Raw genomic sequence first — 25,484 nt, 5'->3', positions numbered from 1 at the left:
TCATGCAAGAACTTGAAAAGATTGTCAAGGAGGGGCGCGAAGCCCTGGATGGCGGGGACTATCGGAAGGCGATCCAGGCGTTTCGCAAGGCGCTGCAGGCCGAGCCCGGCTCCGCCGAATTCAATTACCTGCTCGGTGAGGCGCTGATCGAGGACGGGCAGGTGGGCCCGGCCCTCAAGGCCCTGGAAGCTGCGCGCAAGCTTGCTCCCGAGGATGTCGAGATTCTATACACTCTCGGCGATGCCTATTTCGAGGGGCAGCAGGCCGAGGCGGCCATGGCCGCCTACCGCAGGATTCTCGAACTCGATCCCGAACAGGCCGAAGCCTGGGTAAGCCTGGGTCTTGTCCAGTTCAACCAGGACAGGGTCGAAGAGGCCATGGAGTGTTACCACAAGGCCCTGCAGCTCGAACCCGATTCGATTTTCGCCCTCAATTCCCTGGGTGATGCCTGCTTTGCCCAGGGACTGAACGACAAGGCCCTGGAGTACTATCGCCAGGGAATCGAATTTGAGCCGGAAGATCCCCAGGCTCATTACAACCTTGCCGAGATGTATTACGATACCGGCGACCTGGAAGGGGCCGAGCGCGAATGCCGGGAGGTTCTGCGCCTTGACCAGGGGTTCGCCTTTGCCTACCTGACTCTCGGCAACATCTGCCTCGACCTGGACCGCAACGAGGAGGCCCTGCAGAGTTTTCAGGAGTTTTTGCTTCTGGAGCGCTCCGCAGGCGCCAAGGATATAAGGGCCGAAGTGGCCGCGGTGGTCGAGGGGCTGAAGGCTGAACTGGAATGAGTTGATCTGACAATATGTCGAGGAGGGCCGGATGGTTCGTGGATTCGCGATTCTGCTCGCCCTGCAGTTTCTCGGAGAGATGATCTCCCGTGGCTTCGGAATCCCCGTCCCCGGGAACGTGCTGGGGATGGGCCTGATGCTGCTGGCCCTGGCCACGGGGATCGTCAAAGTGGAGTGGGTGCGTGAGGCAACGGACCTGCTGCTGTCCCATCTGGCCCTGTTCTTCGTCCCTGCCGGGGTCGGAGTCATGGTTTACTTCGAACTGATCGGACGCGAATGGCTGCCCATCGTGGTGGCCACCCTGGTGAGCACCTTCGTGGTCATGGCGGTCACCGGTTGGGTAGCGCTCCTGCTTGACCGGGGCAGGGGGGGCGATGCTGAATGAACTGCTTCATTCCCCGCTGTTTGGCGTCGGCCTGACCCTTCTGGCATACGCCCTTGGACAGAAACTCTACCTGCGGACCGGAAGTATTTTCTTCAACCCGGTCGCGGTCTCGATTGTCTCCATCATAGTTTTCCTGCTGATTCTGGACATTCCCTACGAGGTTTACGCGGAGGGAGGGCAGTACGTGTTGTTTCTGCTCGGGCCCTCGGTGGTGGCCCTCGGCGTCCCCCTCTATACCCGGCGCCAGGAGATTTTGGCGCGCAAGGGGCCGATCCTGGCCGGGATCCTGGCTGGGTCTGTCTCCTCGGTCGTTTCGGCGTCGGGGCTGGCCTGGCTGCTGGGGGGAAGTCGTGAGGTGGTGCTGTCCCTGGCCCCCAAATCCGTAACCACCCCAATCGCGATCAGTATCATAGAAAAGATCGGCGGGGTCGCGCCGCTCACCGCTGCGCTGGTGGTGCTGACGGGGTGCCTGGGGGCCATTTGCGGTCCCGAGTTCTGCCGCCTTATCGGGATTCGCGACCTTGCCGCCATGGGGTTGGCGGTCGGTACCGCCTCGCACGGCATCGGCACTGCGAGGATGCTCGAGATCGATCGCCTTGGGGGGGCCATCGCCGGTTTGGCCATCGGCCTCAACGGGCTGGCCACGGCGTTTCTCCTGCCGCTGATGTTTGTTTTTTTCCGCTAAAAAAAAAACAGGGCAGGCGATTTTCGCCTGCCCTGCCAGGATAAAGCCGGATTCGGTTTCCCGGTTTACTTCTTCTTGCCTGCCGCGGCCTTCTTGGAGGCCTTGAGGGGGTTGATCTTCTGCTCGATGTTCTTGATCTCCACCTTCTGATGGGTGGCGAAGTTGCACAGGCCGCCCAACCACTTGCGGGCGGGTGCCGGGGCTACCGAGCAGACCGGGCCGATGGTGCCGTTGACGATACGCTCGCAGCCCTGACAGGCTTCGACGACGTTCTGGCAGGAGTTTCCTTCGAAGGTGCAGCCGTTTTTAGACCAAAAGGTACACTCGGTACCGGGAAGAACTGTTTGACACTGCATGGGTGATGCCTCCTTGCGTTCGCGTTTTTCTTTGGTGCCCAGAATCACTATTTATAGCCATTTTGCCTTTTCGAGTCAATGATAAATTATTCAGCCTTGGGGCACTTTGGCTGCAGGGCCCCGTTGACCCGGATGCATCCATGGAGTACTTTTAACCTCTGGAGTTTGGACCCGGATGTGTGGGTCAGGACGGAGGAAACAATTGTCCATCGACAAGGATAAGGAATGGGAAGGCAAATGCCTGCGTTGCGGGCGTTGCTGCTACGAAAAATTGGAATACCAGGGGCAGGTCTACTATACCGACGTCCCCTGTGAGAAGCTCGACAGGCGTAGCGGTTTGTGCACGGTCTATCCGCAGCGCGAAAAGCTCCGGCCGGGCTGCGTCAAAATCACTCCGGAGATCGCCCGCAGGGGGATCCTGCCTGAGGATTGTCCCTACGTCGAGGGAATCATTGATTACCCGGCGCCAGGCGCCTGGGACGAGAAGCAGCGGCGCTCCCGAACCCGCCGGGGATAATACCCCCGGCCCCTTGGTTTACACTTCGCAGGAGAGGTTGCTATGCATTCGATAAAGTTCGGCACTTCCGGGTGGCGGGGAATATTCTGCGACGACTTCACTCTGGAAAACGTTCGCGTCGTCTCCCAGGCCATCGCCGATTATCTGCGCGAAAGCGGGGAGCATGAACGGGGGGTGGTGGTCGGCTACGATACCCGGTTCATGGGGCGCTACTTCGCCAGGGAAACCGTCAGGGTGCTGGCCGCAGCGGGGATCAAGTCCTATCTCTGCAACCGGGATACGCCGAGTCCGGTAATCGCCCATGAAATTCTGCGCCGAAAAGCCTGCGGCGGCATCAATTTCACCGCCAGCCACAATCCCTACGATTACAACGGGCTGAAATTCTCCCTGGCTTCGGGCGGCCCGGCCCTGCCGGAAATCACCCACGACCTCGAAGGTCGGGCCAACGCCATGCTGGGCGAGGTCTGTTTCAAGGAGATGCCCATGGACCAGGCGTATGCTGCCGGCCTGGTCGAGGACATCGACCCTCGCCCCCATTACCTGGAGGGCCTGGGCAAACTGGTCGACTTTCAGGCCATTGCCGCCTCCGGCATGACCGTCGCCGTCAATGCTCTCCATGGCGCCGGGCGCGACTATCTCGACGCCGTTCTTGCCGATGCCGGGGTCAAGGTGGTGAGCGTCAACAATCACCCCGATCCCTATTTCGGCGGCGCGGCGCCCGAACCCTGCGCCTCGCGCCTCGGCGACTTCATCGAACTGGTCAAGTCCAGTCCCGAAATGGCTCTGGGCCTGGCCACCGATGGCGACGCCGACCGCTATGGCATCATCGATGCCGACGGCACCTTTATCGAACCCAATGACATCCTGCCGCTGCTGCTCGATTACCTGATTCGGGTCAAGGGGCAGGCCGGGGACGTGGTCCGCTCGGTGGCGACTTCCCATTTCGTCGATGCGGTGGCCAGGCACCACGGGCGCAGGGTGTACGAAACCCCGGTGGGCTTCAAGCACATCGGACCCTATGTCAGCGCAAAACAGGTCCTGCTCGGCGGCGAGGAGAGTGCCGGGCTGACCATTCGAGGTCATGTCCCGGACAAGGACGGCATTCTGGCCTGCCTGTTGGTGGCGGAGATGGTGGCTGTGCAGGGCAGAACCCTGAAGGAGCAGTTGGTCGATCTGGGCCGCCGGGTGGGGGAGGTCTACCACCGCCGGGACAACATCCGGCTCTGTGCCGAGGTCGAGTCGGGTTACGCCGCCAAGTTGGCCACCCCCCCGACCCAGGTCGAGGGGAGGAGGGTGGTCGGCACCGTCGCCATCGACGGCGTCAAGTTTCTTCTCGAGGACGGCTCCTGGGTGTTGTTCCGCAGGTCCGTAACCGAGCCTCTGGTCCGGGTCTACTGCGAATCGACCAGCCCGGCTGGGGCGGAACGCCTGGTTAAGTGGGCCAACGGATTCCTCACCGAATAATCACCCTTATCGGCAAAGTTTGCCGTTGCCCACCGGGGCAGGGGGGGGGGCGGCTTGACGGCCTGGTCGGGGGGAAAGGTCCTGGCCTTTCGGGGCAGGAAACATGCCTCCCAAAGTGCATGAGCTTTTTGGCGGTAACGTCAGTTGCCGTAAGAGGTTTTTGCCGGCGAACTGCCGGCATTCGCTCAGCCTCAAGTGAAGCCTCCACTCCCGCATCCCGGGGGTGGGGAGGAGGGGATGCCCGGGGAGGAGGAACCGATCGAGGGAACCGAAACCTGTTTCGCTGCCGGTTTCCCGCACTGGGGGCAATCGGCCTGTTTCTGCCCCGAACGGGTGATGCGTTCGAAGCGGTGGCGGCATTCTTCGCAAAAAAATTCGAAAATCGGCATGCTGAACCTCCTTGCAGTGTAAATTTCTTATATATGAAAAAAAGATATAGGCAAGGGAAGATTCAGCCCGGGGAAGGGATATGGGGGAGGGAAAGATGAAGACATTTCTTGTCACGCTGGCGATATCCCTGGGAGGCTGGCTCGGATGGGCTCTGGGCTCGAGGTTAGGACTGATGGTGGGATACCTTCTGAGCGTGCTCGGGGCGTCGGCGGGGCTTTACCTGGGCCGGCAATATGTTCGCAACTATCTTGATTAGGCGGGCCAGGATGGGTGCAACGCAACGACAAAGGCGGGGCAAAATGCCCCGCCTTTGTCGTTGCTGATCGGACTCTGATTTGCTTAGCCGAGGATCTGCTTGAGATCCTGCTCGGCGGTGGTGATGGGCCCGATGTTGAAGTTCTCGACCAGGAAGTTGAGAACATTCGGGGTGATGAAGGCCGGCAGGCTCGGGCCGATCTTGATATTCTTGATTCCCAGGTGGAGCAGGGTCAGAAGGATCGCCACCGCCTTCTGCTCGTACCAGGAGAGGACCAGCGACAGGGGCAGCTCGTTGACGTCGCACTCGAAGGCGTTGGCCAGGGCCACCGCGATCTGGATGGCGCTGTAGGCGTCGTTGCACTGGCCGACGTCGAGCAGACGGGGGATGCCGCCGATGTCGCCCAGGTCGAGCTTGTTGAAGCGGTACTTGCCGCAGGCCAGGGTCAGGATGACGGTGTCCTTGGGCGCCTTCTCGGCGAACTCGGTGTAGTAGTTGCGGCCGCTCTTGGCGCCGTCACAGCCGCCCACCAGGAAGAAGTGCCGGATCTGGCCGCCCTTGACCGCCCCGATGACCTTGTCGGCGACGCCGAGCACGGCGTTGTGACCGAAGCCGGTGAGGATTTCCTTGCCGGGGGCCTCGGGGAAACCGGGGCATTCGAGGGCCTTGTTGATGACCGCGGAGAAGTCCCAGCCGTCCACGTGCTTGACGTCAGGCCACTGCACCAGGCCCCAGGTGAAGAGGCGGTCCTTGTAGCTGTCCGCCGGGCGCTGGATGCAGTTGGTGTTGAAAATGATCGCGCCGGGGAAGTTGACGAACTCCTTGGCCTGATCCTGCCAGGCGCCGCCGAAGTTGCCGACCAGGTGCGGGTACTTCTTGAGGCCGGGGTAGCCATGGGCCGGCAGCATCTCGCCGTGGGTGTAGATGTTGATCCCCTTGCCCTCGGTCTGCTTGAGCAGCTCTTCAAGCATCTTCAGGTCGTGGCCGGTGACCAGGATCGCCTTGCCGGCCTTGGTGCCGAGCTGGACGGGGGTCGGGACCGGGTGGCCGTAGGCGTCGGTGTGGGCCTTGTTGAGCAGTTCCATGGTGACCAGGTTGATGCGGCCGCACTCCATGGCGAGGTTGACGAAATCCATCAGCCCGAGGCTCTTGTCGAGGGTGGCGGCCAGGGCCTTGTGGGTGAAGGCGTAGATCTCGTCGCTTTCCCGGCCGAGAATCAGGCAGTGGTCGGCGTAGGCGGCGTAGCCCTTCATGCCGTAGATCAGGATCTCCTGCACCGATTTGACGTCGGCATCGATGGGGTCGCTCTTGACGCCGTGGGCTTCGCCCTGGGCCACCAGGCCGGCGGTGTCGGCGGCGGGCTGCCACTGGGCGGCGGCGGGAACGGCGCCGCTGACGGGGCCGGCCAGGGTCTTGGCCTTATTCAGGATGGTGCCGGCCTTGCGCAGGATCTTGGCGATGGCTTCGGCGTCGAAGTCGACGTTGGTGACGGTGGTGAAGAGCCCTTCGATCATGAAGCGGTCGATTTCGGTATCCTTCTTGCCATTCTTGCGGGCCTCGTTGGCCCAGAAGGCAATCCCTTTGAGGCCGTAGACCAGCAGGTCCTGCAGGGCGGCGACGTCCGGCTGCTTGCCACAGACGCCAATCTTGGTGCAGCCGCCGTTGGCTGCCTGCTCACACTGGTAACAGAACATGTTCATCTCCTTTGCTGCGCTGGTGTTGTTGGTGGTGGGTTTGTTCTTACCGAGACCCAGGAAATCCAGAATGCCCATTGCTTGCTCCTTTTCATTGATTGTCGCCCGAATGTTGCCTGTGGCTCCGGGCGAAGGCCGATAATTGTTGTATAATTTACCCGTTGTCGCCTGATGGTGATGCCACATTACGCGTCTCGCCGCTTTCCGACCTTGACGGAGGTCAATTTTTCAAAAAAGGGAGATTTTTTTCGCGAACCGATGAAAAATTCCAAGCGCCGCTACTGGCTGATGAAGTCCGAACCCCACTGTTTCTCCATCGACGATCTGAAAAAACGCCCCAAGGGGACCGAACCCTGGGACGGCGTTCGCAACTACCAGGCCCGCAACCTGCTGCGCGACGAAGTGCGCTGCGGCGACGGGGTGCTGTTCTATCACAGCAACATCAAGGACCCGGCGGTGGTCGGCCTGGCCAGGGTCGTTCGTTCCGGCTACCCCGATCACACGGCCCTGGATCCCCGTTCGGAGCATTTCGATCCGCGGGCCACCGAAGCGGCACCCATCTGGTTCATGGTAGATGTCCAGTTCCTGGCCAAGCTTCCCGTCCCCCTGACCCGCGGTGACCTCGCCCGTCATCCGACGCTCTCGGCCATGGAGGTGCTGCGCAAGGGCAACCGGCTTTCGGTGCAACCGGTGACCCTGGAGCAGTGGCGTGCGCTGATCGAGGTTGCCGGGCTTGGCGACCCCCTCGAAGACCTCTGAGCTCAGGCGTATTGCCCGCGCCATACATCCGCTTCTGGAGGAAACAATGAAAAAGTTCGGAAAGATTTTTGGCCTGATAGCTGCGTTGCTGGTCGTCCTGGCCATCGCGGCGGCCGTTTTGGCCAAATTCCTGATTACCCCGGAGCGGGTCCGCGATGCCGTGTTGCCCCTGGCCCAGAAAGCGCTGCAGCGCGAGGTGCAGCTCGGGGAGATCGAGGTCAGCCTGTTCTCGGGGATCAACCTGAAAAACCTCGTCATCCAGGAGCGCGACGGCAGCGAGCCATTTGTCGCCGCCGACCAGGTGGTCTTGCGTTACCAGCTCTGGCCCCTGCTTTTCGGCCAGGTGGTGATCGACGAGGTCCGCCTGGTGGCGCCGAAGATCCGCGTGGCCCGGCTCGCAGACAAGAGCTTCAACTTCAGCGACCTGGCCGGGGCAGGGGCGCAGGAGGAGGGTAAGGCCGAGGCGCCGCCGGCTGATGCGGACAAGGCCGCCACTCCCATCAACCTGCTGGTGTCCCAGGTCGGGATCGACAACGGCGAACTGATGTTTCTGGACTATGGCATCAATGCCCAGGCGCCCTACCGCTACAAGCTCTCCGAACTGCAGGTGAGCGCGCGGGACATCTCCCTGGAGAAGAGCTTTCCCTTCAGCGTCAAGTCCCGCCTCAACGGGTCGACCCTGGCCATTGACGGTGAGGCCAGCATCAAGGAACAGGGCGGCCGAGCCAAGGTGCAGGTTACCAATTTCGATGTCACCGCTTTTGCCCCTTATTTTCGCGAGCAGTTGCCCGGCAAGCTCGGCTCGCTGAAGGTGGATCTCGACCTCGAGGCCCAGGCCGGAGCCGGCTCGGTAGCCTCGAACGGCAAGATTCTGCTGCGCGACATCGACCTGGTGCTCGAGGCCATGCAGGATGCTCCCATCAGGGATACCCGGCTGGGGCTGGAGTACCGGATCAGGACCGACCTGGCGGCTTCGCGCCTGGATATAGAGACGGCCAAGGTCGATCTCAACGGCATCAAGGCGGATCTCGCCGGCAAGGTGGAGAATCTCAAGGCCAAGCCTCTGCTCGATGTTACCCTGGCCATCCCCGACCTCGATCTGCGCAGTGCGCTTGCCGCAGTGCCCAAGGAACTGGTCCAGGGCGCTGCGGGATTGAACCCCTCCGGAAAGCTCAATGCCAGGATACACCTTGCCGGGACGACCGACGCTCCCCTGAAGCTGTTGCAGGAGGGCCAACTCACCCTCGACGGGGTGCAGGTGACCGCCGGGGGGGAGCGACCGTCGCTGAGCGGTGTGTTTTCTCTCAAGGGGGACTCGGTCGCCTCTGACAACCTGCAGCTCAAGCTTGGCGACAACCAGGCCAACATCGGCCTGAAGGCCGGCAACCTTTTCGGCAAGCCGATCGTGATCAGCAGCGCGGTTACCTCAGAGCGCTTCCTGATCGATCCCCTGCTCAAAGGCGCCGCCGCTCCCGCAGTGGCCGGCGAGGAGGCAAAACCGGCTCCTGCGGCCAAGGGCGCTCCGGCGAGTGAAATCGGACCCTTCGATCTGCCCCTCAAGGCCGACGGGACGGTGAAAATCAAGCAGGCTCTCTACCAGGGGCTCAGCATCGATAATTTCGATATGGCCTACCGACTGATCGACAACGTGCTGACCATCGATAAGATGACCGGCAATGTGGCGGGTGGAACCTTCAGTGAAACCGCTACCGTCGACCTGCGCAAAAAGGGCCTGGCTTACAAAACCAACCTGAACGTCCAGGGGGTCAAGGCCGAACCGGTAGTGGCTGTTTTTATGCCCAAGGCCTCCGGTACCGTGTTCGGCACCCTCAATATCAACGGGGAGTTCAGTGGCACGGGGACCCTGCCGGATGCGATCAAGCGCAGCCTCGGCGGAAACGGCAAGCTGGTGCTGGCCGACGGCAAACTTACCGGCTCTAACCTGGTGCAGGGGTTCTCCCAGTTCCTGAACCTGGAAGAGCTGCGCGACCTGCAGTTCAGCCAGGCCAAGGGCAGCTTCACCGTGGAGAACGGGCGGGTCAAACTCTCCAGCGACTTCAGCGGCAAGGACCTGCGGATGGCGCCGCAGGGGAGCGTCGGGCTCGACGGGTCCCTCGATGTGCGACTCGACGCCCGCATTTCCCCGGCGTTGACCGATAAATTGGACAAAAAGGGGAAATTCACCCAGTTCCTCAAGGATCAGGAGGGTTGGGGTCAGGTGCCGGTGCTGGTGACAGGTACCGCTGCCAGGCCGAGCTTCGCGCTGGACACCTCGGCGATCAAGGGACAGGTGGAACAGAAGGTCAAGCAGGAGGTGCAGAAAAAACTCCAGGAAAAGGTGCTCGACAAACTCGCGCCTGCCGAGGGCGAACCCGGCAAGGAGGAGCCGGCGAAGCAATTGTTGCGTGACACTCTTAAAGGGATCCTGGGCAATTGACAGGCCCGCCCGGTTAGGCTAGCCTCCTGACTGTCAGGGCAAGTCGATACGAAATTCACCACAGGAGTTCAGGGTCAATGACAGGATTGGAAGACTATAGCGGCTTTGAGGTCATTCGCGCCGCCATGGAGGTTGAGAGGAACGGGCACCGCTTCTACACGGCGATGGTCCAAAGGGCCACCAGTGAACTGGCCAAGGAACTCTTTTCCTGGCTCTCCCAGGACGAGATCGAGCATCTGAAAACCCTTGAAGCGTTGGTTCCCAAGTACCAGGATGGCGCCTTCTGGGAAGACGAGGATCAGTTTCTTCCCTATTTGCGGCGCTTCGCCGACAGCGAGATCTTCCCTTCACCCGAGCGTCTCGATGAGGTCCTCCGGGAGGAAACCTCCGATCTGAAGGCTCTCGACCTGGCCATCGAAGCCGAAGAGAAATTCGCCGAATATTTCCACCTGGCTGCCGCCAATGCTCGCAGCAGCGACGGCAAGGAAGCCTTTGCCTGGCTTGCCGGCGAGGAGGACCGCCACGCCCGGGTGCTGCGAGAGCGCCGGGACACCATTGCCGGGTCCCTGGCCCGCTGAAAACAGCCAAAAGCCGATTCGGGTCACCGAAGGCGTCCTTCACCGGGCGCCTTTTTCTTTGCCATTCACCATTTCGCCGTGTCTTGACAGGATCGCGTCGCAAGCTAAAGTTTTCCAAATGGATATCCACTGACGCAACTTTGATGGCTTTGTCCCCGACCACGATTATCGCTCAGTCATAGCCTGCAACCCGAAAGACACTGGAGGAAAGGATGAACGTTTTCGATTTCGCCATGAAGATGGAAACCGACGCGGAGGCTTTTTACAAGCAGGTCGCTGAAAAAAGCAAAGTCCAGGGAATCAGGAAGATCTTCCTCGATCTGGCCGCGGATGAGAAAAAGCACTTCCAGATGTTTCAGGCCCTCAAGGCGCAGACCCAGGCAACGGCAATGGAAGATTCCCCGGCCCTGGACAATGCCAAAAACGTCTTCGCAAAGCTGATCAAGGAAAAAGCCTCTCTGGGGCAGATCCAGGGGGACCTCGAGGGTTACCGGTACGCCCTGCAGACCGAGGCCCAGGGAGTCAAGTTCTACGAGGACGCCGCCAAGCGTGAGAAAAACTCCGAGGTGAAAAAGCTGCTGCTGCGCATCGCCGAGGAGGAAAAGAAACACTTCAATATCATCCAGAACGTTTACGATTTCGTGAACGCCCCCAATGAATTCCTGGCTTGGGGTGAATTCAGCAATATCGAGGAGTACAAACAGTTCGGCAGGGATGTCGATTGACCAGTTTTTGCGAACTGGATAGACTGCAGGGGAAGCGGGCCGGTTGGATGGCCCGCTTTTTATTTGTTTTGAGTCGGGGAACCTGGGCGCCGAGCAAATGGATTCAGGTTAAGGTCAAGTGGCTTGACCATTCAAGGCGGTTGCGTATATCCTGCATGGCCGATAGGGAAACCCCTTTTCCCCGCTGGAAATTCGACCCAAGGAGATACCCGTGGCCGTTATCGAAGTGACCCACCCGCTGGTCAGGCACAAGTTGGGCCTGATGCGAAAGAAAACCATAAGCACCAAGGATTTCAGAGAGTTGGCCTCCGAGGTCGCCCGCCTGCTCACCTACGAGGCGACCAAGGACCTGGAAACCGAGGAGGACACAGTCAGCGGCTGGGCGGGACCGGTTCTGGTCGAAAAGATCAAGGGCAAGAAAGTCACCGTGGTGCCGATTCTTCGGGCCGGCCTGGGGATGATGGACGGGGTGCTCGACCTGATCCCCAGCGCCAAGGTCAGCGTGGTCGGTCTGTACCGGGATGAGGAGTCTTTGAAGCCGGTGGCTTACTATAAAAAGTTCACCAGCAAAATGCGCGACCGCTGCGCCCTGGTGCTCGACCCCATGCTTGCCACCGGCGGCAGCGTCTCCGCAGCCGTGGACATGCTCAAGGCCGCCGGTTGCCGCAACATCAAGGGTTTGTTTCTGGTGGCGGCCCCCGAGGGGATCAAACGTCTTCAGGATGCCCACCCGGATGTCGATATCTATGTCGCCTCCATCGACCAGGGGCTGAATGAACAAGGATACATTCTGCCCGGCCTGGGCGACGCCGGGGATAAAATTTTCGGAACGAAGTAAACCCCTGCCCAATCCTTTCAAGCGAACTTGGACACCAACGCAAACAAGGAATTCCCCATGACCGAAGGACCCTCTGCCACCTCCTACAATTTTCGCAAACGGGACTGCCTCGTCGGCATCCAGATGCTTTTCGTCGCTTTCGGTGCCCTGGTGCTGGTTCCGTTGCTGACCGGCCTCAATCCCAACGTGGCCCTGTTTACCGCCGGGGTGGGTACTTTGTTGTTCCAGGTACTCACCAGGGGGAGGGTGCCGGTATTTCTGGCCTCCAGCTTCGCCTTCATCGCCCCCATCATCTACGGGGTGCAGACCTGGGGGATTCCCGCTACCATGAGCGGTCTGGCGGTAGCAGGCTTGTTCTATGTGGTTTTGAGCCTGGTAGTCAAGTGGCGCGGCACGCGCTTCATCGCCCGGATTTTTCCGCCCCTGGTCACCGGACCGGTCATCATGGTCATCGGCCTGATCCTGGCCCCGGTGGCGGTGCACATGGCCATGGGGCGTACCGGCGACGGCAGCGCGGTGCTGGTCCCCGAGTCGACGGCGGTCTGGGTGGCCGGGATTTCCCTGGCCGTGACCCTGCTGGTGTCGCTGCTGGGGCGCGGCATGCTGCGGCTGATCCCCATTCTCTGCGGCCTCTCCACCGGTTACCTGGTGTCGCTGTTCCTCGGCCTGGTCGATTTCACCCCGGTGAAAGAAGCCCCCTGGCTGGCCATGCCCGCTTTCGTGCTTCCCCAGTGGCACTGGGAGGCGGTGCTTTTCATGCTGCCGGTGGCCCTGGCCCCGGCCATCGAACACTTTGGCGACGTGCTGGCCATCGGCTCGATCACCGGCAAGAACTACCTGAAAGATCCCGGCATTCACCGCACCCTGATGGGCGACGGTCTGGCGACTTCCCTGGCCGCCATGCTGGGCGGTCCCCCCAACACTACCTATTCGGAGGTCTCCGGGGCGGTGGCCCTGACCCGGGCCTTCAATCCGGCGATCATGACCTGGGCGGCAATCTCCGCCATCGTGCTGGCCTTCGTCGGCAAGGTCGGTGCGCTGCTGCAGACCATCCCGGTGCCGGTGATGGGCGGGATCATGCTGCTGCTGTTCGGCGCCATCATGACCGTCGGGCTCAACACCCTGGTCAGGGCCGGCGAGGACCTGCTCGAGGCGCGCAACCTGGCGATCGTCTCGCTGATCGTGGTCTCCGGGGTCGGCGGGCTGTCCTTTACCCTGGGGGCGATCAGCCTCAAGGGGATCGGTCTTGCCGGGGTGCTCGGCGTGGTTCTCAACCTGGTTCTTCCCGGTCGAAAAGGCGCGGAGAAAGACGAGGAGCGGATTACCGCCGTCTCCCACTGAGGCGCTGGCAACACCGCGACTGGTTCAAGCAACGACAAAGGCCGGGCTTCCCTCGAGAAGCCCGGCCTTTGTCGTTGCGCTTTGGCGGCGGTCTCAGCCGACCTCGTTGTATTCCCGCTCGCGAAATGCCACGCCGAGCTCTTCGGCAACCCTGCGGCAGGCGGCGATGTCGATGCCGGGGAGGGTAACGGCCGTCGCGGTGACCGAGGGGATGTGCCTGGGCGCATCGGCCAGGAATTCCTTCACCCCCTGGAAGCCCCGCTCGCCGAAGCGCGAGCGGCACCAGTGCTGGTAGGTGGTGGCATCCGGGGCATTGAGGGAGACGGAAATCGCATCGACCAGTCCGGCCAGTTCGGGCAGGATGTTGCGCCCATGCACCAGGTTGGCCTGGCCGTCGGTGTTGATCCGGACGCGTACCCCCTTTTCCTTGAGCCAGGCGGCGATTTCCTTGACCAGGTCGAGGCGGATCAACGGTTCCCCGTAGCCACAGAACACCACCTCCTGGTGGCGGGCCGGGTCGCCGATGGCGGCCCTGACCTCGGCTGGGGTGGGTTCGTGGTCGAGGCGCAGGTGGTGGCCCTTGACCGTGAAGTCCTTGAACTTGGCACAGAAGGTACAGGCGTTGGTGCAGCGGTTGGTGATGTTGAGGTAGAGCGAGTCGCGGATGCGGTAGGCGATCTTGGTGGTCTGGTCGATCTCGCCCATGCCGAACAGGTTGAAGCTGTTGAGAGAGGTGATGCGCGAGACATCCTCCAGGGACAGCCCCTTGATCTCGGCCACCATTTCCGCGGTGTGGCGCACATGGGCGGGCTCGTTGCGCTTGCCGCGAAAAATCTGCGGCGCCAGGTAGGGACAGTCGGTTTCCACCAGCATGTGGTCGATGGGGATGGCCCGGACCACCTCGCGGGCCGCCTGGTTTTTCGGGTAGGTGATGGTCCCGGGAAAGGAGAGGTAGAGGCCGAGCTCGATACAGGCGCGGGCCATCTGCAGATCGCCGCTGAAGCAGTGCATGACCCCGCCGATCTCCCCGATGCGCTCCTCGCGCAGAATCTGCAGTACCTCATCGTGGGCATCGCGGTCGTGGATGACCACCGGCAGACCGACCTCGCGGGCCAGGGCCAGCTGGCGGCGGAAGGCCTGGCGCTGGATGTCGCGGGGGGCGCGGTCGCGGTAGAAGTCAAGGCCGATTTCCCCCACGGCCACCACTTTGGAACTGCTCCCGAGCATTTCGCGCAACTGGGCGATTCCATGCTCGTCGGCCTGGAGCGCGTCGTGGGGGTGGATGCCGACGGTGGCGTAGATGTTGGGGTAGCGGCGGGCCAGCTCGATGGCCCGCCGCGAGCTCTCAAGGTCGCAACCCACGCTGAGCATATGGCTTATTCCCGCCGCGGCGGCGCGGGCAATGACCGCTTCGCGGTCGCTGTCGAACTGGTCGTGGTCGAGATGGGCGTGGGTGTCGATCAGGGGGGGCAGGGATTGGCTCATCTACAGGCTCCAAAAGCAAGGGGCGCCACGCGCCCCTTGAAGAACTGCGGTAATTCTATCTCCCGGATTATTCGCTCTCGATACGAGGGAACAGCGGGGCGGCCTTTTCAATGACGGTGCCCGACTTGAGTTGTCCCCAGGGAGAGCCGACGGGTTGTGGGACGGCCTCGGGGGTGCCGAGGGTCTCGAGCATTTTCGCGGCCGTATCCGGCATGAAGGGGGCAACCAACCGCGCGATGCAGAACACCGCCTCGGCCAGATTATACATCACCGTGCCCAGCCGTTCACGCTGGTCGGGGTCTTTTGCCAGGGCCCAGGGGGCGGTGTCGTCGATGTACTTGTTGGCGGCGCCAACCAGCTCCCAGATGGCCTGCAGGGCCTTGTTGAAGGCCAACTCGTCCATGAACCCGTCAACGGTCTTGGCGGCTTCGGGGAATCGGCGGCAAAAATCCTGGTCCATGGCCGTGGCAGGGCCGGGGACCGGGAGCGTACCGCCGAAATATTTGTGCACCATGGCGGTGGAGCGGCTGACCAGGTTGCCCAGGTCGTTGGCCAGGTCCGAGTTGATCCGGTGGATCAGCGCCGCGTGGGAGAAGTCACCGTCGAGGCCGAAGGGGACCTCGCGCAGCAGAAAGTAGCGGATCGCATCCACGCCGTATTTGTCGACGAGCATGTTGGGCTCGACCACGTTGCGCAGGCTCTTGCTCATTTTCTGCCCCTCGACGGTCCACCAGCCGTGGGCGAAGACCTTTTTCGGCAGCGGCAGCCCCGCCGCGAGCAGGAAAGTCGGCCAGTAGACGGTATGGAAACGCAGGATGTCCTTGCCGATGACGTGGGCGTCCACCGGCCAGAACTTGGGAAAATTGCCGGACTGTTCGTTGGGGTAGCCGAGGGCGGTGATGTAGTTGGTCAAGGCGTCGAACCAGACGTAAATGACGTGTTTCTCGTTGCCCGGCACCGGAATCCCCCAACTGAAGGTGGTGCGTGAGATGGAGAGGTCGCGCAGCCCCTCGCGGACGAAGTTGAGAATTTCGTTGCGGCGGGTGCGGGGCTGGATGAAGTCCGGGTTTGCTTCGATGTGCCGGAGCAACTCGTCCTGATACTTGCTCATGCGGAAGAAATAGGACTCCTCCTTGAGCTTATCCGTGGGCCGGCCGCAGTCGGGGCAGTTGCCGTCCATCAGCTGGGTTTCGGTCCAGAAGGTTTCGCAGGGGGTGCAGTACCAATCCTCGTAATGGCCAAGGTAGATGTCTCCCTTGGCCTCGATGCGGCGAAACAGCTCTGCCACCCCTTCCTTGTGGCGCTCCTGGGTGGTGCGGATGAAGTCGGTGTTGGAGATGTTGAGTTTTTCCCACAGCGCCTGGAATCTTTTGACCACCCGGTCGGCAAGCTCCAAGGGGGTTTCACCGGCGGCCTGGGCAGCCTTCTCGACCTTCTGCCCGTGCTCGTCGGTGCCGGTCAGAAAGAAAACCTCGTAACCGCGGAGGCGCTTGTAGCGGGCCAGAACGTCGCAGGCGAGGGTGGTGTAGGCGTGACCGATATGCGGCACGTCGTTGACATAGTAGATGGGCGTGGTGACGTAGTAGCGCTTGTCCATGAAAGTCTCCTGGAATTATTTCCGGCGCGGGCGGCGTCTGCTCCGGCTCCGTTTTTTTGCGGTCTTTGCGGCCTCGGCATCCGAGGGTTCTGCGGCCGGCTCCTGGGCCTGCTCGGCAGGAGCGGGGCGGGTCCGCTTTTTCTGGCGGTCGCCGGGGGCTTTGCCTCCGCGTTGGCGTCCGGTTCCTTCGCGCTGCGGCCTCTCCCGGCGCGGCTCGGGTTCCCCGGCTGCGGGTTGCCCAGAGGCGCCGGCCGCGGCGGCCTGGGGCTCGCCTTTTTCAAGCTGCGCCGGGGTCACCTGGGCTTTCTGGCCATCGGCGAAGCGGACGGTGACCGATTGGCCCAGCAGATTCTGGCCGACCACCTCGGCTTCGCGTCCGCCGACCTGGACCTTGCGGCCGGATTTGGGCAAGGCCTTTCGCAAGGCACAGTAGGTTTCGAATTCGTAGTTCAGGCAGCACAGCAGCCTGCCGCACTGCCCCGAGATCTTGCTGGGGTTGAGGGCCAGGCCCTGTTCCTTGGCCATGCGCACCGAAACCGGCGCAAAATCCGTCAGAAAGGTGCAGCAGCACAGCTCCCGGCCGCAAATACCGATACCGCCGGTGAGCTTGGCCTCGTCGCGGACCCCGATCTGGCGCATTTCGATCCGGGTGTGGAAATGGTGCGCCAGGTCCTTGACCAGCTCACGAAAATCGACCCGGCCGTCGGCGGTGAAGAAAAAGACGATTTTCGACCCGTCGAAGAGGTACTCGGCGCGGACCAGCTTCATTTCCATTTTCCGCTCATGAATCCGCTGCAGGCAGAACCGGAAGGCTTCTTCCTCCCGGGCGGCATTGGTGTCGGCCAGGGCGCGGTCCTCGTCGGTGGCCAGGCGCAGCACGGTCTTCAGTCCATCCGGCGCATCGCTCTCCGGGACCTCTCTCGGGGCGCTGACGACAATCCCCAGGGCGCGTCCGCGATCGGTTTCGACGACGACCTGGTCTCCGGTGCGCAGTTCCAGATCCAGGGACTTGAAGGTGTAATGTTTTCCGGCAATGCGGAATTTGACAGGGACAATGCGAATCATATCAAGAAATAGTCCTTGTGCTTTGCTTGGGAGAAAAACCTCGGGCGGCTCAGGCTGCCAGCTTCAACAGCAGAACCTCCATCGCCAACTGTCGGTTGACGTTGCGGTCAAGATGGCGACGGGCGGCGGCGACGGCGTCCAGTTTGGTCAATATCGCGGCCACCGAATGTCGCTGGGCATTGCGGTGGATCTTTTCCTGGAGGTCGATATTGACCAGTTCCGTTTGCGGCCGGCCATGGCGCACCAGCAGCAGGTCACGGTAAAAGGCCTGGAAAATTTCCAGAATTTCCCCAAGTCGCTCCTTTTCGTCGGCAAGTACCTGGGCCAGGTCGAACAAGGGCAGGACGCTGCCGGTCGAAAGGGCGGTCAGCGCCTTGAGCAACTCGCGGCGTTTTTCCAGGTAGAGGTCCCGGTCTTTGCCGAGGGCCTTTTTGAAGCTGCCTTCGGACAAAGCAGCCAGGATATGTCCCTGGGTTTCGTCGACTCCGAGCCGCTCCAGAAGCACCTTTTGGATCGTCGGCCTGGGCAGCCTGGCAAAGGGCAGGCGCTGGCAGCGAGAACGGATGGTGGCCAGAACCCCCTCGGCCCTCGAGGTGAGCAGGATGAGAAGGGCGTCCCCGCTGGGTTCCTCGAGGGTTTTCAGCAGGGCGTTGCCCGCCGCAGGGTTCATCTTCTCGGCGCCGTCGATCAGGCAGATTTTCTTCGGGGCCTCCAGCGGGCGGTAGGAGAGCTCCTTCTGCAGGGCCCGCACCTGGTCGATCTTGATCGATGCGCCCTCGGATTCGACAATGTGCAGATCGGGATGGTTGTTGTGGTCGATCTTGCGGCAGGCGGCACAATCCCCGCAGCCGTTCCCCTCCGCGCAGGCCACCGCCCTGGCGACGGCGAGGGCCATCAGGCGCTTGCCGATGCCTTCGGGCCCCTCGAACAGGTAGGCATGGGCCAGGCGGCCGGAGTCGAGAGCCCGGCGCAGAATGTCCTTCTGCCGTTCATGTCCCAATACCTGGGCGAAGGTCATGAGCAATCCCTGGACAGCAGGGGGTCGACGGCCTGGCGGATACGCAGGGCGACCTCCTCGATGCCCCCCCGGGCATCGATCACCCGGAAACGCTGCTGATCGCGCTGCGCCAACTCCAGATAGCCCTGGCGGATGCGCTGGTGGAAGAGCAGAGACTCCATTTCAAAGCGGCTTTCCTGTGCGTTGTCCTGCTCGGTGTTGCGGCGGTTGGCCCGGCCCAGGCCATCGGCCGCGGGCATGTCCAGCAGCAGGGTCAGGCGGGGCACCAGCCCGCCGGATGCCAGTTCGTTGAGGTGGCAGATCAATGCGTTATCGAGACCCCTGCCATATCCCTGGTAGGCCAGGGTGGCATCCGAATAGCGGTCGCAGAGCACGACCGCGCCGCTGTTCAGCGCGGGGCGGACCACCTCGTCAACGTGCTGAGCGCGGGCTGCCGCGTACAGCAGCAGTTCCGCGCGGGGGACGAGGCCTTTGTTGTCCGGGTTGAGAAGGATGTTGCGAATGGCGTCCGCGATGGCGCAGCCCCCCGGTTCGCGAGTGGTGACCACGGAATGCCCCAGCTGCCGCAGGTAGTCGGCCAAATGGCTGATCTGGGTCGTCTTTCCACAACCCTCGATCCCCTCGAATGTGATGAATAATGACATGGTCACCCAGCGCTTCGGCAAATCAAATTATTATATGGGGTTGTGTGGCAGGGAATCAAGGAAAAAGCTGGTTTAGACACGCTTTGCATTGATAAGCAGGGCCGATTCCGTTATACTGCAGCCGGATTTTTTCCCTTGGCCGACTGCTTGTGAAAGGCCGGCGGAAAAGGAGATTGCCCCTGTGGTCACCGATGTGTTGAAAGAGCTTGAGGAAAAAATAGACTACCGTTTCGGCAACCCGGATCTGCTGCTGGAGGCCCTGACCCACAAATCCTTCAGCAATGAGCAGGTCGCCCGTGTCTGCCCGCACAACGAGCGGCTCGAGTTCCTGGGCGACGCGGTGCTCGATCTGATCATCAGTGACCGCCTGTTCAGAGATTATCCGGACTCCCCCGAGGGGGAGCTGACCCGCATCCGAGCCGAGGTGGTCAGCGAAAAAAGCCTCGCCAGGGCCGGGCGCAAGCTCGGCCTGGGCGCCTGCCTGCGGCTTGGCAAGGGGGAGGCGCGCAGCGGGGGGCGCAATAAGGACAGTCTGCTCGCCGACGCTCTCGAGGCGTTGCTGGGGGCTGTTTTCCGCGACAGCGGTCTCGATTCGGCCTGCAGGGTGACCGAGGGGCTGTTTCTCGACTCGCTGCAGCGCTCCGCCCGCAGCAAGGTCGGGCAGGATCACAAAACCAGGCTTCAGGAAATCCTTCAGGCCCGCTGCGGCCGGCCTCCCCGTTATCTGCTGGCCCAGGCCGAGGGGCCTGACCATGAACGGATCTACAGCGTCGAGGTGGTGGCCGAAGGCCGGGTCATCGGCCGCGGCAGCGGCCGCACCAAGAAGGCGGCAGAGCAGGAGGCGGCCCGGGAGGCCCTCGCCAGCCTGGGCGGTTAGCGCGTGCAGGTTTATCCCTTTTTTGTCACCCATGCTGGATGCCCCCAGCGGTGCCTGTTCTGCCGGCAGGAGGTCATCTCGGGAGTTGGGGATTCCGCGCAGCCCGGGGATGTCGGCGCCGCCCTCGAAAAGGTTCTGCCCGAACGTGGAGACGGGGAGGTGGCCTTTTACGGGGGCAGCTTTACCTTGCAGCCGGCAGCGCGGCAAATCGCCTTTTTCGAAGCGGTTCGGCCTTATCTTGAGAGCGGGAGGCTCGGCGGAATCCGCATCTCCACCCGTCCGGACGGGCTGGATCCCTCCCAGGTGGATCTGCTTCGGCGCCACGGCGTGCGCACCGTGGAGATCGGCTGCCAGTCCTTTGCCCCTGAGGTGCTGGAAACCTGCCGGCGGGGCTACCAGGCCGAAGCCGTGGTGCAGGCCGCCGCGCGGGTGCGGGCAGCCGGGCTGCGTCTCGGACTGCAGCTGATGCCAGGGCTGCCCGGCGGAGGGCCCCGCGAAGCCTTCGAGTCGCTGGCCCGGGCACTCGCCCTGAAGCCTGACTTTCTGCGCATCTACCCCGCCGTGGTCCTCAAGGGGACCGGGCTCGAGCGGCTCTGGCGGCAGGGAGGCTTTCGGCCGCTGGAGTTGGAGGAGGCCGTGGAGGTCTGTGCCGAGATGCTCTGGATTTGCCACGGCGCCGGAGTGCCGGTGATTCGCATGGGCCTGCAGGCTACCACCGGGCTCAACGACGGTTCGGTGATCGCCGCCGGGCCTTACCATCCCGCCTTCGGCCAGCTGGTCCGCTCGCAACTGTGGCAACGGGCATTGCGTCGTGCTACTCTGCAGGGAGAGTGTGAGATTTCGGTTCATCCGGCCGATTTCAGCGATGCCATCGGACATCGGCGGAAAAATCTGCAAGTTTTGCAATCGGAGTTCGGTTTCATCGAAATCACCCGGGATGAGCGCATCCCCAGGGGGGCGCTTGCCTGCAGCCGGGGGCGTTTCCCGATCATGGACCTGGCATTTTACGAGGATTAGAAAATTTGGAAACCCAACACCCGCCTTTCCGTTCCGGTTTTGTCTCCATTATCGGGCGGCCCAATGTCGGAAAATCGACCCTGCTCAACAGGATTCTCGGGCAGAAGATCGCCATCACCACCGACAAACCCCAGACCACCCGAAACCGCATCCTTGGGATCCACAACCTGCCCACGGGGCAGATTCTGTTTCTCGACACCCCCGGGATTCATCGCGGCAAGGGCAAGCTCAACCGCTATATGGTCGATCAGGCCATTTCAGCCTGCTCCGACGTCGATGCCATCCTGTTTCTGGTCGAGGCCACCGACCGGGTCGGCGGCGGCGATGACTTCATCCTCGAAATCCTCGGCAAGGGGCAAGTCCCGGTGGTACTGGTCATCAACAAGATCGACCTGGTCCCCAAGCCTGAATTGCTTGCACTGATCGACAGCTACTCGCAACGCTTTTCCTTCCATGCCATCATCCCCGCCTCGGGTTTGACCGGCAATGGCGTGGAGCGGGTTCTCGACACCATCCTGCCGATGCTCCCGGAAGGGCCCCGCTATTATCCCGAGGATATGGTGACGGATCTTCCCGAGCGCTTCATTGCCGCCGAAATGATCCGCGAGCAGATACTCAAGCAGACCAGGGAGGAAATCCCCTACGGGGTCGCGGTCACTGTGGAGAGGTTTTCCGAGGAGCCGGAGAAAAATCTGGTGGTGATCCAGGCGGTGATCCTGGTCGAGCGTGATACCCACAAGGGAATTCTGCTCGGCAAGCAGGGGTCCCGGATCCGCAGCCTGGGCAAGGCGGCCAGGCTGGAGATCGAGCGCTTCCTGGGGACCCGGGTCTTTCTCGAGTTGTTCGTCAAGGTGCAGAAGAACTGGACCCAGTCGGCCCGCATGCTCAAGGAACTCGGCTACGAGTAGCCCGCGCGTTGTTCCACCCCTGTTGATTCTCGGCCCCCAAAAGTCCGTTATCCAAGGTTTTTTGCCATGATACCCGTTGTTGCCATAGTCGGCCGTCCCAATGTCGGCAAGTCCACCCTGTTCAACCGAATCCTCGGCCAGCGCAAGGCGATCGTCGAGGATCTGCCCGGCGTCACCCGTGACCGGCACTATGCCGAGGTGAATCGTTACGGTACCCCCTTTACGTTGATCGATACCGGCGGGTTCGAGCCGATCAGCCAGGAGCGGATGCTCATCCAGATGCGCGAACAGTCGCAACTGGCCGTGGAAGAGGCGGACCTGATCATGTTCGTCATGGATGGCAAGGAGGGGCTAACCCCCTCCGATGAAGAAGTCGCCAAAATGCTTCGCAAGGTGGAAAAGCCCGTCCTTTACGTGGTCAACAAGATCGACGGCGCCAAGCAGGAAGCGTCTCTGGGCGAGTTCTATGCGCTGGGGATTGAAGAGCTCTGGTCCGCTTCGGCCGAACATGGCCGCGGGGTGAGCGAATTGATGGACCGGGTTTTGGAGCTGCTGCCCCCCTGCGCCCCGCGCGAGGAGGATTCCGAGGAGACCAGGCTCGCGGTCATCGGGCGGCCCAATGTCGGGAAGTCCTCGCTGGTGAACAGGCTGCTCGGCTTTGAGCGGGTGGTTGCCAACCCCGTGGCCGGGACCACCCGGGACAGCATCGATACGCCCTTCATTTATAACCGGCGGCGCTATGTGCTGATCGATACCGCCGGGATCAGGCGCAAGGGGAAGGTCAGCCTCGCTCTGGAGAAGTACAGCGTGGTCCATGCCCTCAAGGCCATGGATCGGGCCCACGTGGTGTTGGTGGTGATTGACGCGCAGGAGGGGATCACCGATCAGGACCTGACGGTCGCGGGCTACGCCTTCGAGAAGGGGCGGGCAGTGGTCCTGGTGGTGAATAAATGGGACCTGGTCGAAAAGGACAACGCCACCATGGGGCGCTACCTGGAAAAGCTGCGCATCTCCTTCAAGTTTCTCAGTTTCGCGCCGGTGCTGTTCGTCTCCGCCCAGTCGGGACAGCGGGTCGGGAAAATCATGGCCACGGTGGAGAAGGTTGCCGCCGAGTTCGACAAACAGATTCAGACCTCAGCTCTCAACCGGGTTCTCGAAGAGGCGGAAAAAACCCATCCGCCCGCTGTTTTTCAGGGCAAGCGCGTCAAGCTGTTCTATGCCACCCAAACCGGGGTGCGCCCGCCGACCATCACGATTTTCGTCAACAAGGCGGAGGGGGTTCACTTTTCCTACCAGCGATATCTGCAGAACAAGTTCCGCGAGGCTTTCGACTTCGAGGGGAGCCCCCTGCGGCTGATCTTCAAGGACCGGGAACGGTGAGGGGCCAGGAAAAGCCTTTACTTCGGCTACCGCCTGGGATATATTGATTGTCGTTTAATTCTAGCCTCTTACACCTTGAGATGGCAGATCGCACCTGAAGGCTGCCCTTTGAGTTATGAGCCTTGTCGGTAATCTTGAAGACCTGGGGCTTGGGGATATTCTCCAGATTGTCAGCCTGAGCCGAAAGTCCGGCGTCCTCCTGCTGCGCAGCAATGGCCGGGAGGGAAAAATCATTTTCCTCAACGGACAGGTCATTCGCGCCTCCTCCAGCGTCTCCCGCGAAAACCTCGGGGATCTGTTGCTCCGTGAGGGGCTTGTCGATCTCGAACTGCTGAAAAAAGCCCTTTCCCTGCAGCGCAACAGCCATCCCGCGCCAAGAATCGGCACGATTCTCGCAGAAAATTTCGGCGTCCTCCGGGAGGCCATCGACGCCATCGTCCGAAAGAAAATTGAAACCACGGTTTACAGCTTTTTCGGCTGGAACGAGGGGTCCTTTTCCTTCGAACTGGGCGAACCGGCGGACCTTGCCGATGCCTGCCTCAACCCGCTTCAGTTCATGCTGGAGCAAGGCCTCAACCCCCAGTGGCTGGCCCTGGAAGGGAGCCGGGTGCTGGATGAGGCCCGCCACCGCGGGGTGTCGCTGGAGATGGACGCCACGGAGTCGGGGGTTGAACTTGACAGTCTGCTAGAGGCAGAAGCGCTTCCCCGTTCCGGTGCCCAGGCTGCCGCCAACGCCGCAGCGGACCCGGTTTCGCCTGCGGATGGCTTTCGCGTCCTGTTGATTGACGATGATCCTGGGGTCAGCCTTGCGCTGGTCAACGCTCTGACCGCAAAGGGTTATTGGGCAGACAGCTGCGGCAGTGCCGGGGAGTTTCTGCAACTGCTCGGTGAATGCCCAGGCGGGGAAAAAAACACGCTGCTGGTGATCGACCTGATTATGCCGCGCATGGACGGCGAAGGCCTGCTGGGTGGATTGGAACTGCTCGAGCAGGTGCGGCGCTCCCACCCGCGGGTGCCGGTGGTGATGATCACCGACCATCCCCACCGGGAAGCGCAGCAGAGGGCCAGGGCCCTGGGGGTTGAAACGATCCTTGAAAAACCCAAAAAACCGGATCTTGCCGGGACGGGCGGGCAGGGGTCGCTCGAGGCCCTTGCCACCGCGATCGTCAAGGCTGCCGGAGGTAGTGGGGATGCCGTTGCGGCCCTGTCCGGGGGCGGGTCGGTTTCCGCCGTCACCATAAACCTGGGAAAGGAACTGCTGCGGGAGCTCGGTGAGGTCGCCCCCGATGAGCAACGCGGCGCATCCTCTGTTTCGACCGGTCTGAACCTGCTGCGCGGCATGCTCCAGGAACTGAACAATCCGGCTTTGGGGGGCGGGATAATCCTGCTGGTACTGCGCTTCGCCAGTGAGTTCATGAACCGCGCGGTGATCTTTTTGGTGAAAAACGGACAGATTTTCGGCCTTGGCCAGTTCGGTCTCGACGGCGAGGGAGCTGAGGCGGACACCCGGGTCAGGCGGATGCAGATCCCCTGCGGCGAGGACTCCATCTTCCAGAGAGTTCTTCAGGAAAAGACCCCCCTGCTGGTCGGCCCCGGCGCGAGTCAATGGGACCATTACCTGCAGGACCAATTGGAGGGGGGAACCCCCGAGGAGATTTTCCTGGGACCCATTGTCAGTGAGGGGGAGGTTGCGGCCATATTGTACGGTGACAATCTACCGAAGAAAAAGCGGATCGGTGAAACCGAGGCCCTGGAGATCTTCCTCTCTCAGGCCGGTCTTGCCATGGATAAGGCATTACTGGAGCGGCGACTTCGCGGCAATGGCGAGCTGTGATGCCCCTTGCGGATTCGATGAAATAGAATTTCGGGTTGCCGCTCCGGGAACCCATTAGAACGAGAGGATCCTGTGCCGAAAAAGATTTTGATAGCCGAAGACTCCTCGACCATGCGCGCGCTCATCGTCTCGAGCATCGCGGTCATGGGGGACTACCAGATCTTCGAAGCAGCCAATGGCTTCGAAGCGCTGCGGCTGCTGCCCAGGGAAAAAGTGGATCTGGTGATCACCGATATCAACATGCCAGATATCAATGGGCTGGAACTGGTCAGCTTCGTCCGCAGCAATCCGAACTACCAGTCGACCCCGCTAATCATCATCAGTACCGAAGGGAGTCAACGAGACCGGGAAAAAGGGCTGAAACTGGGTGCCAATGCCTACCTGGTAAAACCCTTCGAACCGGATGAATTGCAGGCCCTGATCCGGCAATACCTGGGCTAGGA

25 protein-coding genes are annotated in these 25,484 nt (G+C 61.8%); 17 read left to right on the top strand and 8 right to left on the bottom strand.

Annotated features, from left to right (window positions below; genetic code table 11):
• The first annotated feature begins 2 nt into the window (after positions 1–2).
• From DESUT3_RS11270 to DESUT3_RS11260, 3 genes are read left to right on the top strand one after another with little or no spacing between them, the layout of a single operon-like run.
• Positions 3–791 (top strand): tetratricopeptide repeat protein, encoded by a 789-nt coding sequence (locus DESUT3_RS11270; RefSeq protein ID WP_221248574.1) that lies wholly within the window; start codon positions 3–5, stop codon positions 789–791.
• Between the two features lie 31 nt (positions 792–822).
• A complete protein-coding gene (locus tag DESUT3_RS11265) occupies positions 823–1,176 on the top strand; it encodes a CidA/LrgA family protein (protein WP_221248573.1) in 354 nt (117 codons plus the stop codon).
• Positions 1,166–1,861, top strand: coding sequence for an LrgB family protein (locus DESUT3_RS11260; protein ID WP_221248572.1), 696 nt, complete (start codon positions 1,166–1,168; stop codon positions 1,859–1,861). The genes DESUT3_RS11265 and DESUT3_RS11260 overlap by 11 nt, the downstream gene beginning before the upstream one ends.
• A gap of 65 nt (positions 1,862–1,926) precedes the next feature.
• Here DESUT3_RS11260 and DESUT3_RS11255 read toward each other — a convergent pair whose 3' ends face one another.
• Positions 1,927–2,217: a PxxKW family cysteine-rich protein gene (locus tag DESUT3_RS11255; RefSeq protein WP_221248571.1), complete on the bottom strand. Its 291-nt coding sequence runs from the start codon at positions 2,215–2,217 to the stop codon at positions 1,927–1,929.
• A gap of 202 nt (positions 2,218–2,419) precedes the next feature.
• Between DESUT3_RS11255 and DESUT3_RS11250 the strand changes: the two genes are divergently transcribed.
• Both DESUT3_RS11250 and DESUT3_RS11245 read left to right on the top strand, forming a co-directional pair.
• Positions 2,420–2,734, top strand: a complete 315-nt coding sequence (locus tag DESUT3_RS11250; protein WP_221248570.1) for a CxxCxxCC domain-containing protein — start codon at positions 2,420–2,422, stop codon at positions 2,732–2,734.
• 42 nt (positions 2,735–2,776) lie between these two features.
• A complete protein-coding gene (locus DESUT3_RS11245; protein ID WP_221248569.1) occupies positions 2,777–4,198 on the top strand; it encodes a phosphoglucomutase/phosphomannomutase family protein in 1,422 nt (473 codons plus the stop codon).
• A gap of 191 nt (positions 4,199–4,389) precedes the next feature.
• On the opposite strand, the gene DESUT3_RS21330 is transcribed toward DESUT3_RS11245, so the two are convergent.
• Both DESUT3_RS21330 and hcp read right to left on the bottom strand, forming a co-directional pair.
• On the bottom strand, positions 4,390–4,587 hold the full coding sequence (locus DESUT3_RS21330) for an FmdB family zinc ribbon protein (RefSeq protein ID WP_221248568.1): 198 nt from the start codon (positions 4,585–4,587) through the stop codon (positions 4,390–4,392).
• A 340-nt stretch (positions 4,588–4,927) separates the two neighbouring features.
• Entirely contained in the window at positions 4,928–6,538 is a 1,611-nt protein-coding gene (gene hcp / locus DESUT3_RS11235; protein ID WP_404827046.1) for a hydroxylamine reductase, read from the bottom strand.
• A gap of 258 nt (positions 6,539–6,796) precedes the next feature.
• On the opposite strand from hcp, the gene DESUT3_RS11230 reads away from it, so the two are divergent.
• The 6 genes from DESUT3_RS11230 to DESUT3_RS11205 all read left to right on the top strand — a co-directional run bounded on the left by DESUT3_RS11230 (position 6,797) and on the right by DESUT3_RS11205 (position 13,216).
• A complete protein-coding gene (locus tag DESUT3_RS11230) occupies positions 6,797–7,297 on the top strand; it encodes an EVE domain-containing protein (RefSeq protein ID WP_221248567.1) in 501 nt (166 codons plus the stop codon).
• Between the two features lie 46 nt (positions 7,298–7,343).
• Entirely contained in the window at positions 7,344–9,734 is a 2,391-nt protein-coding gene (locus DESUT3_RS11225; RefSeq protein WP_221248566.1) for a DUF748 domain-containing protein, read from the top strand.
• 77 nt (positions 9,735–9,811) lie between these two features.
• Positions 9,812–10,312 (top strand): ferritin family protein, encoded by a 501-nt coding sequence (locus DESUT3_RS11220; protein WP_221248565.1) that lies wholly within the window; start codon positions 9,812–9,814, stop codon positions 10,310–10,312.
• Positions 10,313–10,524: 212 nt separating this feature from the next.
• The gene (locus DESUT3_RS11215; protein WP_221248564.1) at positions 10,525–11,037 is read left to right on the top strand and encodes a ferritin-like domain-containing protein; all 513 of its coding nucleotides are present in this window, start codon (positions 10,525–10,527) and stop codon (positions 11,035–11,037) included.
• 211 nt (positions 11,038–11,248) lie between these two features.
• Positions 11,249–11,875, top strand: a complete 627-nt coding sequence (upp, locus tag DESUT3_RS11210) for a uracil phosphoribosyltransferase (protein WP_221248563.1) — start codon at positions 11,249–11,251, stop codon at positions 11,873–11,875.
• A gap of 57 nt (positions 11,876–11,932) precedes the next feature.
• Positions 11,933–13,216 carry a uracil-xanthine permease family protein gene (locus DESUT3_RS11205; RefSeq protein ID WP_221248562.1) on the top strand — a complete coding sequence of 428 codons (1,284 nt, stop codon included), beginning with the start codon at positions 11,933–11,935 and terminating at the stop codon, positions 13,214–13,216.
• A gap of 93 nt (positions 13,217–13,309) precedes the next feature.
• Here DESUT3_RS11205 and DESUT3_RS11200 read toward each other — a convergent pair whose 3' ends face one another.
• The 5 genes from DESUT3_RS11200 to tmk form a co-directional block, all read right to left on the bottom strand.
• Entirely contained in the window at positions 13,310–14,701 is a 1,392-nt protein-coding gene (locus DESUT3_RS11200) for a TatD family hydrolase (protein WP_221248561.1), read from the bottom strand.
• Between the two features lie 67 nt (positions 14,702–14,768).
• Positions 14,769–16,298 carry a methionine--tRNA ligase gene (gene metG, locus DESUT3_RS11195; protein ID WP_221248560.1) on the bottom strand — a complete coding sequence of 510 codons (1,530 nt, stop codon included), beginning with the start codon at positions 16,296–16,298 and terminating at the stop codon, positions 14,769–14,771.
• Between the two features lie 15 nt (positions 16,299–16,313).
• Complete coding sequence (locus DESUT3_RS11190) at positions 16,314–17,363, bottom strand: PSP1 domain-containing protein (protein ID WP_221248559.1); 1,050 nt, start codon at positions 17,361–17,363, stop codon at positions 16,314–16,316.
• Between the two features lie 49 nt (positions 17,364–17,412).
• The gene (gene holB, locus DESUT3_RS11185; protein WP_221248558.1) at positions 17,413–18,381 is read right to left on the bottom strand and encodes a DNA polymerase III subunit delta'; all 969 of its coding nucleotides are present in this window, start codon (positions 18,379–18,381) and stop codon (positions 17,413–17,415) included.
• Entirely contained in the window at positions 18,378–19,025 is a 648-nt protein-coding gene (gene tmk, locus DESUT3_RS11180) for a dTMP kinase (protein WP_221248557.1), read from the bottom strand. Before tmk ends, holB begins: the two co-directional genes overlap by 4 nt.
• 181 nt (positions 19,026–19,206) lie before the next feature.
• Between tmk and rnc the strand changes: the two genes are divergently transcribed.
• From rnc to DESUT3_RS11150, 6 genes are all read left to right on the top strand, one after another.
• Entirely contained in the window at positions 19,207–19,902 is a 696-nt protein-coding gene (gene rnc, locus DESUT3_RS11175) for a ribonuclease III (RefSeq protein WP_221248556.1), read from the top strand.
• 3 nt (positions 19,903–19,905) lie between these two features.
• Positions 19,906–20,919 (top strand): elongator complex protein 3, encoded by a 1,014-nt coding sequence (locus DESUT3_RS11170; RefSeq protein ID WP_221248555.1) that lies wholly within the window; start codon positions 19,906–19,908, stop codon positions 20,917–20,919.
• Positions 20,920–20,924: 5 nt separating this feature from the next.
• Positions 20,925–21,827: a GTPase Era gene (gene era, locus DESUT3_RS11165; RefSeq protein ID WP_221248554.1), complete on the top strand. Its 903-nt coding sequence runs from the start codon at positions 20,925–20,927 to the stop codon at positions 21,825–21,827.
• A gap of 66 nt (positions 21,828–21,893) precedes the next feature.
• Positions 21,894–23,207, top strand: a complete 1,314-nt coding sequence (der, locus tag DESUT3_RS11160) for a ribosome biogenesis GTPase Der (RefSeq protein WP_221248553.1) — start codon at positions 21,894–21,896, stop codon at positions 23,205–23,207.
• A gap of 115 nt (positions 23,208–23,322) precedes the next feature.
• Entirely contained in the window at positions 23,323–25,041 is a 1,719-nt protein-coding gene (locus DESUT3_RS11155; RefSeq protein WP_221248552.1) for a response regulator, read from the top strand.
• A gap of 72 nt (positions 25,042–25,113) precedes the next feature.
• Positions 25,114–25,482: a response regulator gene (locus DESUT3_RS11150; protein WP_225911484.1), complete on the top strand. Its 369-nt coding sequence runs from the start codon at positions 25,114–25,116 to the stop codon at positions 25,480–25,482.
• The last annotated feature ends 2 nt before the right edge of the window (positions 25,483–25,484 follow it).

The sequence above is a fragment of the Desulfuromonas versatilis genome (assembly GCF_019704135.1).
GTDB lineage: Bacteria > Desulfobacterota > Desulfuromonadia > Desulfuromonadales > NIT-T3 > Desulfuromonas_A > Desulfuromonas_A versatilis.
This window is presented reverse-complemented; position numbering and strand designations above follow the sequence as displayed.

What these genes read in the sequence shown, in the direction of transcription:
- DESUT3_RS11155 (WP_221248552.1), top strand. Translation starts at nt 23,323, where the DNA reads ATGAGCCTTGTCGGTAATCTTGAAGACCTGGGGCTTGGGGATATTCTC.
- DESUT3_RS11260 (WP_221248572.1), top strand. Translation starts at nt 1,166, where the DNA reads ATGCTGAATGAACTGCTTCATTCCCCGCTGTTTGGCGTCGGCCTGACC.
- DESUT3_RS11190 (WP_221248559.1), bottom strand. Translation starts at nt 17,363, where the DNA reads ATGATTCGCATTGTCCCTGTCAAATTCCGCATTGCCGGAAAACATTAC.
- DESUT3_RS11245 (WP_221248569.1), top strand. Translation starts at nt 2,777, where the DNA reads ATGCATTCGATAAAGTTCGGCACTTCCGGGTGGCGGGGAATATTCTGC.
- DESUT3_RS11255 (WP_221248571.1), bottom strand. Translation starts at nt 2,217, where the DNA reads ATGCAGTGTCAAACAGTTCTTCCCGGTACCGAGTGTACCTTTTGGTCT.
- DESUT3_RS11270 (WP_221248574.1), top strand. Translation starts at nt 3, where the DNA reads ATGCAAGAACTTGAAAAGATTGTCAAGGAGGGGCGCGAAGCCCTGGAT.
- DESUT3_RS11220 (WP_221248565.1), top strand. Translation starts at nt 9,812, where the DNA reads ATGACAGGATTGGAAGACTATAGCGGCTTTGAGGTCATTCGCGCCGCC.
- DESUT3_RS11230 (WP_221248567.1), top strand. Translation starts at nt 6,797, where the DNA reads ATGAAAAATTCCAAGCGCCGCTACTGGCTGATGAAGTCCGAACCCCAC.
- metG (WP_221248560.1), bottom strand. Translation starts at nt 16,298, where the DNA reads ATGGACAAGCGCTACTACGTCACCACGCCCATCTACTATGTCAACGAC.
- holB (WP_221248558.1), bottom strand. Translation starts at nt 18,381, where the DNA reads ATGACCTTCGCCCAGGTATTGGGACATGAACGGCAGAAGGACATTCTG.
- DESUT3_RS11225 (WP_221248566.1), top strand. Translation starts at nt 7,344, where the DNA reads ATGAAAAAGTTCGGAAAGATTTTTGGCCTGATAGCTGCGTTGCTGGTC.
- DESUT3_RS11265 (WP_221248573.1), top strand. Translation starts at nt 823, where the DNA reads ATGGTTCGTGGATTCGCGATTCTGCTCGCCCTGCAGTTTCTCGGAGAG.
- DESUT3_RS11215 (WP_221248564.1), top strand. Translation starts at nt 10,525, where the DNA reads ATGAACGTTTTCGATTTCGCCATGAAGATGGAAACCGACGCGGAGGCT.
- hcp (WP_404827046.1), bottom strand. Translation starts at nt 6,538, where the DNA reads ATGTTCTGTTACCAGTGTGAGCAGGCAGCCAACGGCGGCTGCACCAAG.
- DESUT3_RS11205 (WP_221248562.1), top strand. Translation starts at nt 11,933, where the DNA reads ATGACCGAAGGACCCTCTGCCACCTCCTACAATTTTCGCAAACGGGAC.
- der (WP_221248553.1), top strand. Translation starts at nt 21,894, where the DNA reads ATGATACCCGTTGTTGCCATAGTCGGCCGTCCCAATGTCGGCAAGTCC.
- DESUT3_RS21330 (WP_221248568.1), bottom strand. Translation starts at nt 4,587, where the DNA reads ATGCCGATTTTCGAATTTTTTTGCGAAGAATGCCGCCACCGCTTCGAA.
- tmk (WP_221248557.1), bottom strand. Translation starts at nt 19,025, where the DNA reads ATGTCATTATTCATCACATTCGAGGGGATCGAGGGTTGTGGAAAGACG.
- DESUT3_RS11200 (WP_221248561.1), bottom strand. Translation starts at nt 14,701, where the DNA reads ATGAGCCAATCCCTGCCCCCCCTGATCGACACCCACGCCCATCTCGAC.